Annotated in this window: 15 protein-coding genes; 8 read left to right on the forward strand and 7 right to left on the reverse strand. The window is 62.8% G+C overall.

Going from position 1 to position 16,759, the window contains the following annotated elements; translation table 11 throughout:
• The first annotated feature begins 53 nt into the window (after positions 1-53).
• The 4 genes from L286_RS32985 (at position 54) to L286_RS33000 (ending at position 6,031) form a co-directional block, all read left to right on the forward strand.
• Complete coding sequence (locus tag L286_RS32985; RefSeq protein ID WP_020819204.1) at positions 54-1,031, forward strand: glycosyltransferase family 2 protein; 978 nt, start codon at positions 54-56, stop codon at positions 1,029-1,031.
• Between the two features lie 113 nt (positions 1,032-1,144).
• Complete coding sequence (clpP, locus tag L286_RS32990; protein ID WP_007685070.1) at positions 1,145-1,780, forward strand: ATP-dependent Clp endopeptidase proteolytic subunit ClpP; 636 nt, start codon at positions 1,145-1,147, stop codon at positions 1,778-1,780.
• A 134-nt stretch (positions 1,781-1,914) separates the two neighbouring features.
• Positions 1,915-3,183, forward strand: coding sequence for an ATP-dependent Clp protease ATP-binding subunit ClpX (gene clpX / locus L286_RS32995; protein WP_007685071.1), 1,269 nt, complete (start codon positions 1,915-1,917; stop codon positions 3,181-3,183).
• A gap of 361 nt (positions 3,184-3,544) precedes the next feature.
• Positions 3,545-6,031 carry a TonB-dependent receptor gene (locus L286_RS33000; RefSeq protein WP_021223311.1) on the forward strand — a complete coding sequence of 829 codons (2,487 nt, stop codon included), beginning with the start codon at positions 3,545-3,547 and terminating at the stop codon, positions 6,029-6,031.
• Between the two features lie 51 nt (positions 6,032-6,082).
• On the opposite strand, the gene mtgA is transcribed toward L286_RS33000, so the two are convergent.
• From mtgA to L286_RS33015, 3 genes are all read right to left on the reverse strand, one after another.
• Complete coding sequence (mtgA, locus tag L286_RS33005) at positions 6,083-6,781, reverse strand: monofunctional biosynthetic peptidoglycan transglycosylase (RefSeq protein ID WP_013040244.1); 699 nt, start codon at positions 6,779-6,781, stop codon at positions 6,083-6,085.
• Between the two features lie 150 nt (positions 6,782-6,931).
• Positions 6,932-7,846: an RNA polymerase sigma factor RpoH gene (gene rpoH / locus L286_RS33010; protein ID WP_007685074.1), complete on the reverse strand. Its 915-nt coding sequence runs from the start codon at positions 7,844-7,846 to the stop codon at positions 6,932-6,934.
• 75 nt (positions 7,847-7,921) lie between these two features.
• Positions 7,922-8,884, reverse strand: a complete 963-nt coding sequence (locus tag L286_RS33015) for an RluA family pseudouridine synthase (protein WP_020819202.1) — start codon at positions 8,882-8,884, stop codon at positions 7,922-7,924.
• A 17-nt stretch (positions 8,885-8,901) separates the two neighbouring features.
• Between L286_RS33015 and L286_RS33020 the strand changes: the two genes are divergently transcribed.
• Positions 8,902-9,303, forward strand: a complete 402-nt coding sequence (locus tag L286_RS33020; RefSeq protein ID WP_021223312.1) for a Mov34/MPN/PAD-1 family protein — start codon at positions 8,902-8,904, stop codon at positions 9,301-9,303.
• Positions 9,304-9,384: 81 nt separating this feature from the next.
• Positions 9,385-10,038: a histidine phosphotransferase family protein gene (locus tag L286_RS33025; protein ID WP_013040242.1), complete on the forward strand. Its 654-nt coding sequence runs from the start codon at positions 9,385-9,387 to the stop codon at positions 10,036-10,038.
• Here the strand turns inward: L286_RS33025 and L286_RS33030 are convergent.
• The 4 genes from L286_RS33030 to map form a co-directional block, all read right to left on the reverse strand.
• A complete protein-coding gene (locus L286_RS33030) occupies positions 10,035-11,087 on the reverse strand; it encodes an NAD(P)H-dependent flavin oxidoreductase (protein WP_020819200.1) in 1,053 nt (350 codons plus the stop codon). The genes L286_RS33025 and L286_RS33030 overlap by 4 nt on opposite strands.
• Positions 11,088-11,250: 163 nt before the next feature.
• Positions 11,251-12,663 carry a type I glutamate--ammonia ligase gene (glnA, locus tag L286_RS33035; RefSeq protein ID WP_007685079.1) on the reverse strand — a complete coding sequence of 471 codons (1,413 nt, stop codon included), beginning with the start codon at positions 12,661-12,663 and terminating at the stop codon, positions 11,251-11,253.
• A 113-nt stretch (positions 12,664-12,776) separates the two neighbouring features.
• Positions 12,777-13,115 carry a P-II family nitrogen regulator gene (locus L286_RS33040; protein WP_007685085.1) on the reverse strand — a complete coding sequence of 113 codons (339 nt, stop codon included), beginning with the start codon at positions 13,113-13,115 and terminating at the stop codon, positions 12,777-12,779.
• 241 nt (positions 13,116-13,356) lie between these two features.
• Positions 13,357-14,187, reverse strand: coding sequence for a type I methionyl aminopeptidase (map, locus tag L286_RS33045; protein ID WP_020819199.1), 831 nt, complete (start codon positions 14,185-14,187; stop codon positions 13,357-13,359).
• 80 nt (positions 14,188-14,267) lie between these two features.
• Here map and L286_RS33050 point away from each other — a divergent pair, with 80 nt between their 5' ends.
• Together L286_RS33050 and L286_RS33055 are read left to right on the forward strand one after the other, a co-directional pair.
• Positions 14,268-15,029, forward strand: a complete 762-nt coding sequence (locus L286_RS33050) for a competence/damage-inducible protein A (protein WP_020819198.1) — start codon at positions 14,268-14,270, stop codon at positions 15,027-15,029.
• 358 nt (positions 15,030-15,387) lie between these two features.
• Positions 15,388-16,731, forward strand: a complete 1,344-nt coding sequence (locus L286_RS33055; protein ID WP_013040238.1) for a UDP-glucose dehydrogenase family protein — start codon at positions 15,388-15,390, stop codon at positions 16,729-16,731.
• Positions 16,732-16,759 lie beyond the last annotated feature (28 nt).

Raw genomic sequence — 16,759 nt, forward strand, 5'->3', positions numbered from 1 at the left:
GAGCGCGGCAGGTTTCCGGGACGACGCAAGGGGTGGAAAAGGTTTTGGGGTCGATGAAGGAATTTCCGGCGGTGGAAAGCGGGGAGGGGATTGCAAACCCGCGGATCGCGGTCATCCTGCCTTGCTATAACGAGGCGGAAGCGATCGTGCGGACGGTGGAGGATTTCCGCCGCGCATTGCCGTCGGCCGAAATCTACGTGTTCGACAACAACAGCAGCGACGCCAGCCGCGAACTGGCGGCGGGCGCGGGGGCGATTGTCCGCCGGGTCGCGCAACAGGGAAAAGGCCATGTCGTTCGCCGCATGTTCGCGGATGTGGATGCGGACATCTACATCATGGCCGATGGCGACGCGACCTATGAGGCCGCCGCCGCGCCGAAGATGGTCGCGGCGATGCTGGAGGACAATCTCGACATGGTCGTGGGCGCAAGGCGCAGCGAGATCGAGGAGGCCTATCGGCGCGGCCATCGCTTCGGCAACTGGGCGCTCACCGGCCTGCTGAAGCAGCTTTTCGGGCGCAGCTTCACCGATATTCTGTCGGGTTACCGCGTCTTTTCCCGACGGTTCGTCAAGAGCTTCCCCGTCCTGTCCGCCGGTTTCGAGATCGAGACGGAGATCAGCGTCCACGCTCTGGAACTCGCCATGCCGGTGGCGGAGGTCGTCACTGCCTATGGTGCGCGGCCCGAAGGGTCGGTGAGCAAGCTCAGCACCTATCGCGACGGCTGGCGCATCCTGCGCACGATCCTCACGCTCTATCGCATCGAGCGGCCGATCCTGTTCTTCGGGATCATCGCGGCGCTGCTGGCGGCGACGGGGCTCGTGCTGGCGGCGCCGCTGATCGTCACCTATATGAAGACGGGGCTTGTGCCGCGCTTCCCGACCGCCATATTGGTGACCGGCCTCATGATCCTCGCCACGCTTTCGGGCATGTGCGGCCTTATACTGGATACCGTGGTGCGCGGGCGGCGGGAGGTTCGCCGGCTTGCCTATCTCGCCTTCAAGGCGCCTTCCGACTTCGCCCGGCGCGACTGATCGCGCTCCGTTCGGCCGGGCAAACCGACCGCGTTTCACGCGACCCCTTGAACCGTCCGCTTTTTGTGCCGATGTAGAGAACGGGCAAAAGCAACACACCCTGAAAGAGCAAAATGACCGATATCATGTCCGATCCCATGGCCGCTCTGGTCCCCATCGTCATCGAACAGTCGAACCGGGGCGAGCGCAGCTTCGACATCTATTCGCGCCTGCTGCGGGAGCGGATCATCTTCGTGACCGGCCAGGTGGAGGATCATATGGCCTCCCTGATCGTCGCCCAGCTGCTGTTCCTTGAATCGGAAAATCCGAAGAAGGACATCTGGATGTACATCAACTCGCCCGGCGGGGTGGTGACGTCGGGCATGGCGATCCACGACACGATGAAATATATCCGCCCGCAGGTCGGCACCGTGTGCATCGGCCAGGCCGCCTCCATGGGCAGCTTCCTGCTCGCGGCGGGCGAGCCGGGCAAGCGCATCGCGCTCAGCAACGCCCGCATCATGGTGCACCAGCCGTCGGGCGGCGCGCAGGGCATGGCGTCGGACATCGAGATCCAGGCGAAGGAAATCCTGCGCATCCGCAGCCGCCTCAACAACCTCTACGTCCAATATACCGGGCGCTCGCTGGAGGAAGTGGAGCGCGCCATGGACCGCGACACCTTCCTGGAGGCGGAGGAAGCCAAGGCGTTCGGCCTGGTCGACGAAGTGTTCGACCGTCGGCCGGCCATGGCGGAAACCCCTGAGGGCTAAAACCTATGTTTACCGCGCGCGCCCTTTTCTCCCCTTGTGAAACGGGCGCGTCGCGGTCTAGGATGATCCCAGGACCAGAATATCCCTCGGCATTGGCGGCTGTTCGCCTCTAAAGAGGGAAGAGAGATTGGCGAATGACTAAGCTTACGGGCTCCGATTCTAAAAGCACGCTTTACTGCTCCTTCTGCGGCAAGTCGCAGCATGAGGTGCGTAAGCTGATCGCGGGGCCGACCGTGTTCATCTGCGACGAATGCGTGGAACTGTGCAACGACATCATCCGGGAGGAGACCAAGGGCGGTCTCGTCGGCAAGAAGGATGGCGGCGTGCCGACCCCGCAGGAAATTTGCGATGTGCTGGACGATTATGTGATCGGCCAGAACCGGGCGAAGCGCGTCCTGTCGGTGGCGGTCCACAACCATTACAAGCGCCTCAACCACGGCACCAAGCCGGGCGAGGTGGAACTGGCCAAGTCGAACATCCTGCTGGTCGGCCCCACCGGCTGCGGCAAGACGCTGCTGGCGCAGACGCTGGCCAAGACGTTCGACGTGCCCTTCACCATGGCTGACGCGACCACGCTGACCGAGGCGGGGTATGTGGGCGAGGATGTGGAGAACATCATCCTCAAGCTGCTCCAGGCGTCCGACTATAATGTCGAGAAGGCGCAGCGCGGCATCGTCTATATCGACGAGATCGACAAGATCAGCCGCAAGGCCGAGAACCCCTCGATCACGCGCGACGTGTCGGGTGAGGGCGTTCAGCAAGCGCTGCTGAAGCTGATGGAAGGGACCACCGCCTCGGTTCCGCCGCAGGGCGGGCGCAAGCATCCGCAGCAGGAATTCCTCCAGGTCGACACGACCAACATCCTGTTCATCTGCGGCGGCGCGTTCGCGGGGCTGGAAAAGATCATCGGCGACCGTCTGGAAGCCAAGTCCATCGGCTTCGGCGCCCATGTCGCCGCGCCCGAGGAGCGCAAGACCGGCGAATTGCTGCGCCAGAGCGAGCCGGAGGATCTGCTGAAATTTGGCCTGATCCCCGAGTTTGTCGGTCGCCTGCCGGTGATCGCGACGCTGGAGGATCTGGACGTGGCCGCGCTGGTGAAGATACTGGTCGAGCCGAAAAATGCGCTGGTGAAGCAATATGCCAAGCTGTTCGACATGGAGAATGTCGAACTCAGCTTCACCGACGATGCGCTCACTGCGATTGCCAAGAAGGCGATCGAGCGCAAGACCGGCGCGCGCGGGCTGCGGTCGATCCTGGAGGCGATCCTGCTCGACACCATGTTCGACCTGCCTTCGATGGAGGGTGTGGGCGAAGTTGTGGTCGACAAGGATGTGGTCGCCGGCAGCAAGGAGCCGATTCGCGTGTTCAGCGAAAAGGACAAGAGAGCCGAAGACGCGGCCTGATGTAACGCGCCGCAACAGCGTGAATCGGGAAGGGGCCAGCGAATTTCGCTGGCCTTTTTCGTGTCTTAAGAGCGGTTCGGTAAAAATTCTTGCTGCGTTGCAAAATTGCACCACTGTCTAACAGCGCGGGCAAGTCGACATAAAATGCATATAAATCAATAGATTATAGGCTCTTGGCAGCGCCCCCTTTGCATCATCTCTATGCTGCATAAGCGGCCGTCACGTGAATGCTGTTATATTGTAGTAAAATTGCAATCAGAGCATCACAGGCCCGTCGCCATCGGCCGCCACAGGCGGCGTCAGCTCCACAGAGCAAAATAGAGCAGGCGCGACGCGCCAAACTTTCAAAGGGACCAAATCAATGAAACAGTTTCTGATGTGCAGCGCCGCGCTCATTGCCGTGGCCGCACCGGCCGCGGCTTTCGCCCAGTCGACCGGCTCGATTGACTTTGAAAATGAAATCATCGTGACCGGCGCCAGTGTTGAGAAGGGGCTAGGCGGTGTGATCGTACCGGAGACCAGCAAGGCCAAAGCCGTGCTCGGCGCTGAGTTCATCCAGGCCCAGACACCGGGCCAGTCGATCAACGAAGTGATCAACCAGCTTCCGGGCGTCAGCTTCCAGAATAACGATCCCTTTGGTTCTGCTGGCGGCACCATGACGATCCGGGGCTTCGACGACAGCCGCATTTCCCAGACCTTCGACGGTCTTCCGCTCAACGACACGGGCGGCTACTCGATCTATTCGAACCAGCAGCTCGATCCCGAAATCATTGACCAGGTGAACGTGAACCTAGGTTCTACGGATGTGGACAGCCCCACGGCTGCTGCCAGCGGTTCAACGGTGAATTATCGCTCGATCACGCCGAATGAGGATTTTGGCGCGAAGATGGTCGCTTCTGTTGGCGATTTCAGCTTCTTCCGTCTGTTCGGCATGGTTCAGACCGGCAATTTCACGCCCTGGGGCACTCGCGCATTCGTTTCTGCCAGCCGAGCGACAAACAACGCCATTTATGGCGGTATAGGCGAGATCGACAAGCAGCAGTATAACGCCAAAATTTACCAGCCGATCGGCAGCAATGGCGACTTCGTCTCCCTTGCGGGGCACTATAATGAAAATCGGAACAATTTCTTTGGTTCGGTTCCGTTGCGGGTCGACGGTGGACGCGTGGCGGGCAGCGCGAGCGCCAACCGCTTTCCGATCACAAAGGACGAACGCTTCTATGAAACCGCTCGTTGCACCATTCCGGCCGGAATTACTGGTGCGACCGATGCCGCGAGTTCCTGCGGTTCCGATTATGAGTATCGATACAACCCGTCCAATACAGGTAACATCCGCATCAATTCACGCTTTACGCTGGCTGACGGACTGATCCTGACCGTCGATCCCAGCTATCAATATACCAAGGCGAACGGCGGCGGCACCAGCATCGCTTCTGAAGGCCTCACCCCGGCAAGCTCGGGCATTGCGGGCGCGGTCGGTTTCATCCAAGGCTCGTCGAGCTCAGCCCAGTATTATTTCGGACGCGACCTGAACGGCGACGGCGATATGCGCGACACCGTTCGTGTCCATTCGCCCAGCCAGACGCAGACTCATCGCTATGGATTGATCGCTTCCCTGCGCTACGATCTGGACGATGACAATACGTTGCGCGTGGCCTACAGCTATGATCGCGGACGTCATCGGCAGACGGGCGAAGCGGGTTATCTGCAGACCATCGGCTTCGGCGCCGAGCCTTTTCCCGTCAACAATCCGATCAAAGACGTGAACGGTGCGGCGGTGGAGAAGCGCAACCGTCTGTCCTATGCCATCCTGCATCAGGTTTCGGGTGAATATCGCGGCAAGTTCAACGCCTTCACCGTCAATGTCGGATTACGCGCACCTTTCTTCAAGCGCGACCTGAACAACTACTGCTTCACTCAGAGCGCCTCGGGCAACCTTCGCTGCTTCGAGCCGGGATCGTCGATCGAGGCCGCCTATGCGACAGCGAACCCGGCGGTGCAGGGGCCGCAACAGCGCATCTTCAAATATGACAAGCTGTTGCCGAACGCCGGTTTCATTTTCAACGCCACCCAGGCGTTGGATATTTTCGGCAACTATTCAAAGGGTTTGCAGGTTCCGGGGACGGACAACCTCTATCAATCCTTCTATTACGATCCGGCAAATCCTAACGCCAATCCTTCGCCCGAAACCACGGACAATTTCGACCTTGGCGTTCGTTATCGGACGGCTACGCTGCAGGCGCAGCTGTCGGGGTGGTACACGATCTATAAGGATCGCCTGGCGTCGGCTTATGACCGCGATTTGGACACCACAATCTATCGCAACCTGGGTCGTGTCGACAAATATGGGATAGATGGCAGCATCACCTACCAGCCGATGCCGGAATTGATGTTCTATGTCTTCGGTTCCTATCTGAAGTCGAAGATCAAGGATGATGTCGAATTGACGGCGACCACCCAGGCGCAGACATCGGGGAAGCGTGAGTCGGGTGCTCCCATCTATACGCTTGGCGGTCGCATTCAGGGCGAGGTCGAGGGCGTTCGTCTGGGTATACAGGCAAAGCGCACTGGCTCGCGCTACGTGAACGATCAGAATCTGCCCGTCTTCCAGAATGGCGTGCAGGTCTATGGCGCCAAGGCGCCCGGCTATACATTGGTCGATCTCGACGCCCGCTATTCGCTGGAAAAATTCGGTGCGCCCGGCGTGGCGGTTCAGTTGAACGTGACCAATGTGTTCGACAAGCTTTATGTGGGTGGTTTCGATGGCACGCTGTCGAATACGAGCATCACCTTTGCACAGATCGGCGCGCCGCGGACGTTCGTGGGATCGCTGGTCGTCAGCTTCTAAGCCCGATTATCGGACAAAAAGGAAAGGGCGCGGAGAAATCCGTGCCCTTTCTCATTTCAGGCAGCTGTCCAGCCCGTCGCGCTGGACTATGCCGATGCGGGTGGCGATGCTGTTGCCGTAGCGGCGGGTGAAGCCGTGCGGATCGATCGCCGCGCGTTTCTTGGGCAGGGGCAGAACGGCGGCCAGGCGGGCCGCTTCGGCGCGGGTCAGGCGCTGGGCGCCATGGCGGAAATAGCGGATCGCGCCGGCCTGCGCGCCATAAGTGCCGATGCCGGTTTCCGCGACGTTGAGATAGACCTCCATGATCCGCCGCTTGCCCCAGATCGCTTCGATCAGCAGCGTGAACCAGGCCTCCAGCCCCTTGCGGACAAAGCCGCCGCCCTGGAACAGGAAAACATTTTTCGCTGTTTGCTGGCTGATGGTCGATCCGCCCCGGATGCGGCCGCCGCTGGCATTGTGGCGCATCGCCTGGGCGATGGCGACCGCGTCGAAGCCGTGATGGCTGCAAAAGCGGCTATCCTCCGCCGCGATGGCGGCGCGCGCCATGTCCGGGTCCATCCTGTCCAGGCTCATCCAATCCTTGGTTATGCCGTTGGGGTCCAGCAGCATCGTCCACGTCACCGGCGGCGGCACGAAGCGATAGATCACCACCATCAGCAGCGACAGGGCGACAAAGCCGCCGACGATTTTGAGAAATATCCCGATCCATCGGGAGCGGCGGCGAGGGGCGGCGGACTTGGCGTTCATCATTCCGTGGTAGCGCGGTTGCGCGGCGGTTCAAGATGGGAGCCTATGCTTCGTCATCCGGGCCTCCGCTGGAATGACGAGTGGGAAAGGGCGAGCGGATACAAAAAAGCCCCGGATTTTACTCCGGGGCTCCTTTGCGTTCCGCAAATCCGATCAGACGGCGGCGAGGCGAGAGATCTTGCCCAGCCTGTCGCCCGCAATCCGCATCATCGCCTTTTGCAGCTTCTCGAAGGCGCGGACCTCGATCTGACGGACGCGTTCGCGGCTGACGCCATAGACCTGCGAGAGTTCCTCCAGCGTCTTGGGTTCTTCCGCCAGGCGGCGTTCCGCCAGGATATGCTTCTCGCGATCGTTGAGGTCGTCCATCGCCTCCACCAGCATGTCGTGGCGCAGTTCGCTTTCCTGCCGGTCGGCGACGCGTTCGTCCTGCAACGGATCGCTATCGGCCAGCCAATCCTGCCACTGGCCCTCGCCATCCTCGCGCATCGGCACGTTGAGCGACGTGTCGCCGCCCATCGCCATGCGGCGGTTCATGGAGATCACGTCCTCCTCCGTGACGCCCAGATCGGTGGCGATCTTCTTGACGTCGTCGGGGTGCAGGTCGCCATCCTCGAAGGCTTCGATATTGTTCTTCATCCGGCGCAGGTTGAAGAACAGCTTTTTCTGCGCGGCGGTGGTACCCATCTTCACAAGGCTCCAGGACCGCAGGATGAATTCCTGGATAGAGGCGCGAATCCACCACATCGCATAGGTCGCCAGACGGAAGCCGCGATCCGGCTCGAACTTCTTGACGCCCTGCATCAGGCCGATATTGCCTTCGCTGATCAGCTCGCTGACCGGCAGGCCATAGCCGCGATAGCCCATGGCGATCTTCGCGACCAGTCGCAGGTGCGAGGTCACGAGCTGCGCCGCGGCTTCCGAATCCTGATGTTCGGCATAGCGCTTCGCGAGCATATATTCCTGCTCGGGCGTCAAAATCGGAAATTTGCGGATTTCCGACAGATAGCGGTTGAGGCTGGCTTCACCGCCCAGCGCCGGAACCGCGGGGACATTGCTCTTGTCAGCCATGTCGTCACCTTTCCCTTTCATGCGCGGCGGGACCCAGAAGAGGCGTCCAAGGCGCCGTCGCAAACTTGTCCAAAACTATACGTGAAGCTCGCTTAACAGTTCCTGCATATCGGCAGGGAGTTTGCTGTCGAAGCTGAGCGCCTCACCCGTTACCGGATGTATGAACCCCAGCCTCTTCGCATGCAATGCCTGCCTGTTGAAACCCAGCGTTTCCAGTATCGATTTGAAACCTTTTCTCTCTCTACCGTAAACCGGGTCTCCGATCAAGGGGTGTCCCAGATGCGCCATATGGACGCGGACCTGATGCGTCCGCCCGGTTTCCAGCCTGCATTCCACCATGGCCGCGCCGCGCAGCCTTTCCATTGTCCGGTAATGCGTCACGGCATGTTTGCCCCGCCCTTCCCGATGAACCGCCATCTTCTTTCGATCGGCGTCGGATCGGCCGATCCAACTGTCGACCGTGCCGGCCGCCGGTTGCGGCACTCCATAGACGATGGCGGCATAGAGCCGGTCGATCGAATGCGCCTTGAACTGCTGCGCCAGCCCTTCATGCGCGCGGTCGGACTTTGCGACGACCAGCAGTCCAGAAGTATCCTTGTCGATGCGATGGACGATGCCGGGGCGCGCCACGCCGCCGATTCCGGAGAGCTGGCCCTGGCAATGATGGAGCAGCGCATTGACCAGCGTCCCGTCCAGATTGCCTGCGGCCGGGTGGACGACCAGGCCCGCGGGCTTGTCGATGACGATCAGGTCCGCGTCCTCATGGACGATGGCCAGGGGGATGTCCTGCGCCAGGGCCTGCGCCTCCATCGGCGGGGGCAGGGCGATGGCGAAGGCCTGCCCTGCGGCGACCTTCATGGAGGGATTGGGGGATCGGCCGGCATGGGCGGGGCGGCCTGTCACCTGGCCTTCCGCGATCAGCGCCTTCAGCCGTTCGCGCGACAGGTCGGGAACCAGCTCGGCAAGCGCCTTGTCGAGGCGCATGCCGTCCTGCGCCTCGCCGATTGTCGCTTCAATGATGGAAACCCCCGAAACCATTGGGTAGGAAGGTAGGAATGAGGGTTTCGATTTCAAGGGGTCTGCTGGAACAAATCATGTCCGAAGCGGCGGCCGACCGGCATGAGGTCTGCGGCCTGCTTCTGGGGGAGGCGGGACGGATCGAGGCGGTTCTGCCCGCCGCCAATGTCGCGCCCGATCCGGCACGCCATTTCGAACTGGACCCCGCGGTGCTGATCGCGGCCCATCGCGATGCGCGGGCGGGCGGGGCGCGGATCGTCGGCCATTATCATTCGCACCCCGGTGGCCTGGCCGTGCCGTCCGAAACCGACGCGGCCTGCGCCGCGCCCGACGGCGGCCTCTGGCTGATCGTCGGCGGAGAGGCGGCCCGCCTGTGGGTGGCCGTGCCGGGGCAGGACGGACGGGTGCAATTTGTCGAGGCTTTGCTCGACATCATGTGAGGGAGGGTTGCATCGCGCGGCGGGGCAGCGCATTAGCCGTTCATTCCTTCCTGTTCATTTTTGCGGCGGCAGCGAACCTTCATGACCAATCCGATCGACAGCATCGATTTTGCCAGCCTGCTCTGCTCGCGCCTGTGCCATGACCTTCTCAGTCCGGTCGGCGCGCTCAACAACGGGCTTGAGCTGATGGCGGACGAGACGGACCCGGAAATGCGGCAACGCTGCCTGGACCTGCTGGCGGACAGCGCCAGGACGTCCGCGAACAAGCTGAAATTCTTTCGCCTGGCCTTCGGTTCGGCGGGCGGCTTCGGCGATGCCGTGCCGACCCATGAGGCGCGGGTGGCGATAGAGGGCATGTTCGCGGCTTCGGGTCGGGTGAAGATTGGCTGGCTGGTCGAGGACGACATGCTGGAAAAACTGCCGGTCAAGGTGCTGCTGAACCTGGCGCTGATCGCGGGCGATGCGCTGGTGCGGGGCGGTCAGCTCGACATCGGGGCGGAGAAGCGGCCAGGCGTGACGGAGATCGTCGTGCGGGCGGAAGGGCCGAAGCTGGTGCTCGATCCTGACCTGCGGGCCGCGCTGGCGGGGACTTTGCCGCCGGAGGGGCTGGCTTCGCGAACGTCGGCGGCGTGGATGGTGCGCACCCTGGTGACGAGCGTCGGCGGCGAGATCGCGCTGTCGCCTGCCGGCGAGCCGATATTGCTGTTCGGGGCGTCCATTCCGGAGGCGCGTTAAGCGCTTTCCCGCATTTCCCTCGCCAGAAGGCGGATAAGGTCGGCGGCGGGCATGGCGCGAGCCAGCGGCGCGCCCTGGCCGGCCCATTGCGCGCCGAAGCTGCCTTCGCCCTTGGCCTTCGCCGCGGTGTTGAGCGCTTTGCCGGCATCATAGGCGATCGGATAGGCGGGCGGCGGCAACGCGGCTTCGGCGTCCCAGGCGGTGAAGCGATTGGCAAGGCAGCGGGCCGGGCGGCCTGAAATGGCGCGCGTCATCACGGTATGATGGGCGCCGGGGCCCGCGAGGGCGGCGCGATAGGCTTCGTCGGCGCTGCTTTCCGTACAGGCGATGAAGGCGGTGCCGAGCTGCGCTGCGACCGCGCCGAGCGCAAGAGCGGCGCGAACGCCTTGCCCATCCATGATGCCGCCCGCCGCGATTACAGGCAGTCCGCATTGGGCGACGAGCAGGCGGGTGAGGGCGAAGGTGCCGAGCTGGTCGTCAGGCGCCTCGGGATCGAAGGCGCCTCTGTGGCCCCCTGCCTCATGGCCTTGCGCGACTATGGCGTCGACGCCTGCCTTCCGCGCGGCCCGCGCTTCGGCAGGATTGGTGGCGGTGGCGAGGAGAAGGCATCCGGCTTGCTTGAGCGCCGCGATGCGGGTTGGATCGGGCAGTCCGAAGTGGAAGCTGACGACCGGCGGCGCGAGTTCGACCAGGACGGCAAGCATCGCGTCGTCCTCGACGAAGCTGCGGTAGATTTCGTGAAGGGCGACTGGGGGGCGGGCGTCATAGGCCTGGAACAGCGGCGTCAGCGCGGCCAGCCAGGCCGCTTCCCTGGCGGGGTCGCCACGGGCCGGCGCATGAGTGAAGAGATTGACGTTGAAGGGGCGGTCGGTCCGGGCGCGGACGGCTTCCATCATGGCGCGGGCGCCTGCCGCATCGGTCGCGCCTACGGCAATGGAGCCGAGCGCCCCGGCATTGGAGACGGCTGCCGCCATGGCGGGTGTGGACACGCCGGCCATGGGCGCCTGGACGATGGGATGGGACAGGCCGAGCGACTCGATGATCGACATGGGACGATTGTCGGAGTTTTGCGGGAGGCGGGCAATGGGGAGGATTGGGACTGGAGATCCGGCTTCCGCGTTCAGGTGGCGTTCGCGTCATCTCTATCGCCCGAAATGAAAAGAGCCCGGTCGCCAGTGCGACCGAGCCCCTTTCCCAACAGTCCCGAACGGATCAGGCGCTGTAGTACATGTCGAATTCGACCGGCGAGGGAGCCATTTCCCAGCGGTATACTTCGGGCCACTTGAGTTCGAGATAGGCCTCGATCTGGTCCTTGGTAAACACGTCGCCCTTCAGCAGGAAGTCGTGGTCGGCGGCCAGCGAGTTCAGCGCTTCACGCAGCGAACCGCAGACGGTCGGCACCTGGCTCAGTTCCTCCGGCGGCAGGTCATAGAGGTTCTTGTCCATCGCGGCGCCCGGATGGATCTTATTCTCGATGCCGTCGAGGCCGGCCATCAGCAGCGCCGAATAGCACAGATAGGGGTTGGCCATCGCGTCGGGGAAGCGGAATTCCACGCGCTTCGCCTTGGCGCCCGCGCCATAGGGAATGCGGCAGGATGCCGAGCGGTTGCGGGCCGAATAGGCCAGCAGGACCGGGGCTTCGAAGCCCGGCACCAGGCGCTTGTAGCTGTTGGTGGTCGGGTTGGTGAAGGCGTTGAGGGCCTTGGCGTGCTTGATGACGCCGCCGATGAAGTAGAGGCAGGTTTCGCTGAGACCCGCATAACCTTCGCCCGCGAACAGCGGCTTGCCGCCTTCCCAGATCGACATGTGGGTGTGCATGCCCGAACCATTGTCCTGCGCGATCGGCTTGGGCATGAAGGTCGCGGTCTTGCCATAGGCCTGGGCGACCATCTGCACGACATATTTGTAGATTTGCATGCGGTCGGCGGTCTGCACCAGCGTGCCGAAGGTCAGGCCCAGTTCGTGCTGCGCAGCGGCCACCTCATGATGGTGCTTGTCGCAGGGCAGGCCCATTTCGAGCATGGTCGAAACCATCTCGGCGCGGATGTCGGTGCAGGGATCGACCGGCGCGACGGGGAAATAGCCGCCCTTGGCGCGAGGACGGTGGGCCAGGTTGCCGCCCTCATATTCCTTGCCGGTGTTGGTCGGCAGCTCGACATCGTCGATCTTGAAGAAGGACTCGTTATAGTCCGAATTGAAACGGACATCGTCGAACATGAAGAATTCGGCTTCCGGGCCGACATAGACGGTGTCGCCGAAACCGGCCGACTTGACGAAGGCTTCTGCGCGCTTCGCGGTCGAACGCGGGTCGCGGCTGTAGAGTTCGCCCGTGTCGGGTTCGACGATGTCGCAGAAGATGATCAGCATGGGCGTGGCGCTGAACGGATCGACATAGACGGCGTCGAGGTCCGGCTTCAGGATCATGTCCGATTCGTTGATCGCCTTCCAGCCTTCGATGGACGAACCGTCGAACATCAGGCCCTGGGTCAGTTCATCCTCGCCCAGCACCGAAGACACCATGGTCAGGTGCTGCCACTTGCCCTTGGGATCGGTGAAGCGGACATCGACCCATTCGATCTCCTTTTCCTCGATCATCTTCAGGATGTCTTTAGGCGTGTTAGCCATGTGAACCTTGCCCTTCTTTCATGATACCCCCCCGAAGGGGTAGGTTGATGTGGTCAGCCGCCAAGACTTTTGGAAATGATCCCCTGCAAGCCGGCGAGAAGTTCGGTGGAAAATCAGATGGCGTCGCTGTCGCGCTCGCCCGTGCGGATGCGCACCGCGCCTTCGATGTTGGAAATGAAGATCTTGCCGTCGCCGATGCGGCCGGTCTGCGCGGCGGCAGAGATCGCCTCCACCACCCGTTCCGCGAGCGAATCGTCGACCACGACCTCCAGCTTCACCTTGGGCAGGAAGTCGACCACATATTCGGCGCCGCGATAAAGTTCGGTATGGCCCTTCTGGCGGCCGAAACCCTTGGCCTCCGTGACGGTGATGCCCGACACGCCGACTTCGTGAAGCGCCTCCTTCACTTCGTCGAGCTTGAACGGCTTGATGATCGCTTCGATCTTCTTCATCTCTAATTATCCCAACTCAAACGCGCGCCAGATGGCGGGTATGATCCCGCCTTTCGTCCTTCTCGAGTGACGATCACCATGCCCCCCGAAGGCACGCGTCGCCCCTCTTCCTAATCAATTACCGTGCCAAATAGCGAATCGCCAGGACTGCTTTCCGCGATGCAGCAACTTTTGTCCATATTGCTCGGATTCCGGGCAGTATTATGAGGCGATGCCCATTTTTTAGGCATGACCGCCATGATCAGCGCTGATAGGGCGGCGCGTCGGGGCCCGCGGGGCTTTTGGTGAAGATTTCGCAGCCTGTTTCGGTAATGCCGATGCTGTGTTCGAACTGCGCGGACAGGGTGCGGTCGCGGGTGACCGCCGTCCAGCCGTCCTCCAGCATCTTCACGCCGGGCTTGCCGATATTGATCATCGGTTCGATGGTGAAGAACATGCCTGGCTTGAGTTCCGGTCCCGTGCCGGGGCGGCCGACATGGACCACTTCCGGGCTGTCGTGGAACACCCGGCCCAGGCCATGGCCGCAGAAATCGCGCACGACGCCATAGCGGTGCTTTTCCGCGTGCCGCTGAATGGCATGGCCGATGTCGCCCAGCGTGTTGCCGGGCTTCGCCTGCTCGATGCCCAGCATCAGGCATTCATAGGTGACCTCGACCAGGCGGCGCGCCTTGATCGGGGCTTCGCCGCAAATATACATGCGGCTGCTGTCGCCGTGCCAGCCGTCGACCAGCGGCGTCACGTCGATATTCAATATGTCGCCTTCCTTGAGCTTCTGATCGCCGGGAATGCCGTGGCAGATGACATTGTTGAGCGAGATGCAGCAGCTATGCGTATAGCCGCGATAGCCCAGGGTCGCGGGCACGCCGCCGCCGTCCAGCGTCATGCGGCGGACGATGTCGTCCAACTCGCCGGTGGTGACGCCCGGAACCACATGGGGAACCAGCGCGTCCAGTATCTCCGCCGCCAGCCGCCCGGCCTTGCGCATGCCTTCGAAACCGGCCGCGTCATAGAGCTTGATCGCGGTCGAGCGGGAAATCGGCGCGTCCGCCGTCATCGTCATATATTCGGTCATGGACGTGATTATAGGCGGGGATGCCGCATAATGCGAGGGGGCGGCTAGGCAGGGGGCGCGGCAGAGGCTATGGCCAGCCCATGGCCGACCCGACCCGCATATGGACCGCAGCGCTGATCGTGATCGGCGACGAGATTCTTTCGGGCAGGACGCAGGACAGGAATGTGTCGCAGATTGCGACATGGCTGAACGTGCAGGGCATCCGCCTGCGCGAAGTCCGGGTGGTCGCGGACGACAGCGACGCCATCGCAGAAGCGGTGAACGCCCTTCGGGCGCGGAACGACTATCTGTTCACCACCGGCGGCATCGGGCCGACGCATGACGACATCACCGTGGACGCCATTGCCGCGGCGCTGGGCGTTGCCGTGGAAATCCACCCAGAAGCGCGGGCCATGCTCCTCGCCTATTACGAGACGCGGGGCGGCTTGACCGAGGCGCGGCTGCGCATGGCCCGCGCGCCTGCGGGATCGAGCCTGATCGAAAACCGCATGTCGGGCGCTCCCGGCCTGCGGCACGGCAATGTCTTCATCATGGCCGGCGTGCCGCATATCACCGCCGGAATGCTGGACAGCCTGACGGGAAAGCTGGAAGGCGGCCTCCCGGTGCTGTCAGCCACCATCGGTTGCTGGGTGGCGGAAAGCGAGATTGCGGACCTGCTCGGCGCGACAGAGCGGGCGCATGACGGGTGCCAGATCGGCAGCTATCCCTTCTTTCGCGAGGGGAAGACCGGCGCGAATTTCGTGATCCGCTCGGTCGATGCGGAGGCGCTGGATCGCTGCGTTGCGGATCTGAGCGCCGGACTGGAACGGGGCGGCTGGCCGGTGGTGGCTGGAGGGATCTGAGACGGTCCCATCGATTGGGTCGGTGGGAACGGACATCGGTCCCCTGGTCGGACGGCCCGGTGAAGTGCCGGAGCTTTCGCAAAACTTCAGCCGCACGATGCTCTAAGCGCCTGATCCGCGCCCATATGTGTCCGTAGAGCGGCGGGCTGCGTTGCATCCATGCCGCGCAGGGCGGTATGCTGCGCTGCGTCAATCGCCGGCTGGTTCCGGCCAAGGGGCATCGGGCTCGCTCGCCCGGCGCCCAACCCATGATGAGGGATGAGGGTCCGTGCATCCGGGGTTTCCCGGAATGGATTCGCGCGTCCTTTCATGATCGGTTGGCTGTCGGTCGAAAGCCGTTTGAAGAAGGAGAATAGTGATGCGGATCGTTATGACCGGCTCTGGCTATGTCGGCCTGGTATCCGGCGCGTGTCTCGCGGATTTCGGCCATGATGTCATCTGCGTGGACAAGGATGCGCGCAAGATCGAGTTGTTGCAGGGCGGCGGCGTGCCGATCTACGAGCCCGGCCTTGCCGACCTGATCGCCCGCAACGTGAAGGCGGGGCGCCTGACATTCACCACCGACCTGGCCGGATCGGTCAGCCAGGCCGATGTGGTGTTCATCGCCGTCGGCACGCCCGCGCGGCGAGGCGACGGTCATGCCGACCTCAGCTATGTCTATGCCGCCGCGCAGGAGATCGCATCCAACCTCAGCGGCTTCACCGTCATCGTCACCAAGTCCACCGTCCCGGTCGGCACGGGAGACGAGGTCGACCGCATTGTCCGCGAAACCAATCCCGACGCGCAGTTCGCCGTCGCCTCCAACCCCGAATTCCTGCGCGAAGGCGCGGCCATCCAGGATTTCAAGCGGCCCGACCGCATCGTTGTCGGCATAGAGGACGAACGCGCCCGCCCGGTGATGGAGGAGGTCTATCGTCCCCTCTACCTCAACCAGGCGCCGATCCAGTTCACGGGCCGCCGGACCAGCGAACTCATCAAATATGCCGCCAACGCCTTCCTGGCGATGAAGATCACCTATATCAACGAGATGGCCGACCTGTGCGAGAATGTCGGCGCCGACGTTCAGCAGGTGGCGCGCGGCATCGGCCTGGATAATCGCATCGGTTCGAAATTCCTTCATGCCGGGCCGGGCTATGGCGGCTCCTGCTTCCCCAAGGACACGCTGGCGCTGGTCAAGACGGCGGAGGATGCGGGAGCGCCGATCCGCCTCATCGAAACCACCGTGGCCATCAACGAAAGCCGCAAGCGGGCCATGGCACGCAAGGTGGTCGCGGTCTGCAACGGGTCGGTGCGCGGCAAGACGATCGCCGTGCTGGGCCTGACCTTCAAGCCCAATACCGACGACATGCGCGACGCGCCGTCGATCGCCATCATCCAGGCCCTGCAGGATGGCGGCGCGCAAGTGCGGGCCTATGATCCGGAGGGGATGGACGCCGCCCGCGCCATGATGAGCGGCGTGGAATTCTGCGACAATCCCTATGTCGCGGCGCAAGGAGCCGCCGCGGTCGTCATCGTCACGGAATGGGACGCGCTGCGGGCGCTCGATCTGCCGCGCCTCAAGGGGATCATGAGCGGCGATGGCCTGGTCGACCTGCGCAACATCTATCGCCCGGCTGATGCGGAGGCTGCCGGCTTCGTCTATGTCAGCGTGGGCCGCGGCGCCGCGCCGGAGATCGAGGAACTGGTGCAGGCGGCGGAGTAGGCCGCGACCCAAATCCCATCTCGCGTGC

This window comes from Sphingobium sp. HDIP04 (assembly GCF_000445085.1).
GTDB lineage: Bacteria > Pseudomonadota > Alphaproteobacteria > Sphingomonadales > Sphingomonadaceae > Sphingobium > Sphingobium indicum.

Coding starts and splice junctions, on each gene's coding strand:
- L286_RS32985 (WP_020819204.1), top strand. CDS start 54: ATGAAGGAATTTCCGGCGGTGGAAAGCGGGGAGGGGATTGCAAACCCG.
- clpP (WP_007685070.1), top strand. CDS start 1,145: ATGACCGATATCATGTCCGATCCCATGGCCGCTCTGGTCCCCATCGTC.
- clpX (WP_007685071.1), top strand. CDS start 1,915: ATGACTAAGCTTACGGGCTCCGATTCTAAAAGCACGCTTTACTGCTCC.
- L286_RS33000 (WP_021223311.1), top strand. CDS start 3,545: ATGAAACAGTTTCTGATGTGCAGCGCCGCGCTCATTGCCGTGGCCGCA.
- mtgA (WP_013040244.1), bottom strand. CDS start 6,781: ATGATGAACGCCAAGTCCGCCGCCCCTCGCCGCCGCTCCCGATGGATC.
- rpoH (WP_007685074.1), bottom strand. CDS start 7,846: ATGGCTGACAAGAGCAATGTCCCCGCGGTTCCGGCGCTGGGCGGTGAA.
- L286_RS33015 (WP_020819202.1), bottom strand. CDS start 8,884: ATGGTTTCGGGGGTTTCCATCATTGAAGCGACAATCGGCGAGGCGCAG.
- L286_RS33020 (WP_021223312.1), top strand. CDS start 8,902: ATGAGGGTTTCGATTTCAAGGGGTCTGCTGGAACAAATCATGTCCGAA.
- L286_RS33025 (WP_013040242.1), top strand. CDS start 9,385: ATGACCAATCCGATCGACAGCATCGATTTTGCCAGCCTGCTCTGCTCG.
- L286_RS33030 (WP_020819200.1), bottom strand. CDS start 11,087: ATGTCGATCATCGAGTCGCTCGGCCTGTCCCATCCCATCGTCCAGGCG.
- glnA (WP_007685079.1), bottom strand. CDS start 12,663: ATGGCTAACACGCCTAAAGACATCCTGAAGATGATCGAGGAAAAGGAG.
- L286_RS33040 (WP_007685085.1), bottom strand. CDS start 13,115: ATGAAGAAGATCGAAGCGATCATCAAGCCGTTCAAGCTCGACGAAGTG.
- map (WP_020819199.1), bottom strand. CDS start 14,187: ATGACCGAATATATGACGATGACGGCGGACGCGCCGATTTCCCGCTCG.
- L286_RS33050 (WP_020819198.1), top strand. CDS start 14,268: ATGGCCGACCCGACCCGCATATGGACCGCAGCGCTGATCGTGATCGGC.
- L286_RS33055 (WP_013040238.1), top strand. CDS start 15,388: ATGCGGATCGTTATGACCGGCTCTGGCTATGTCGGCCTGGTATCCGGC.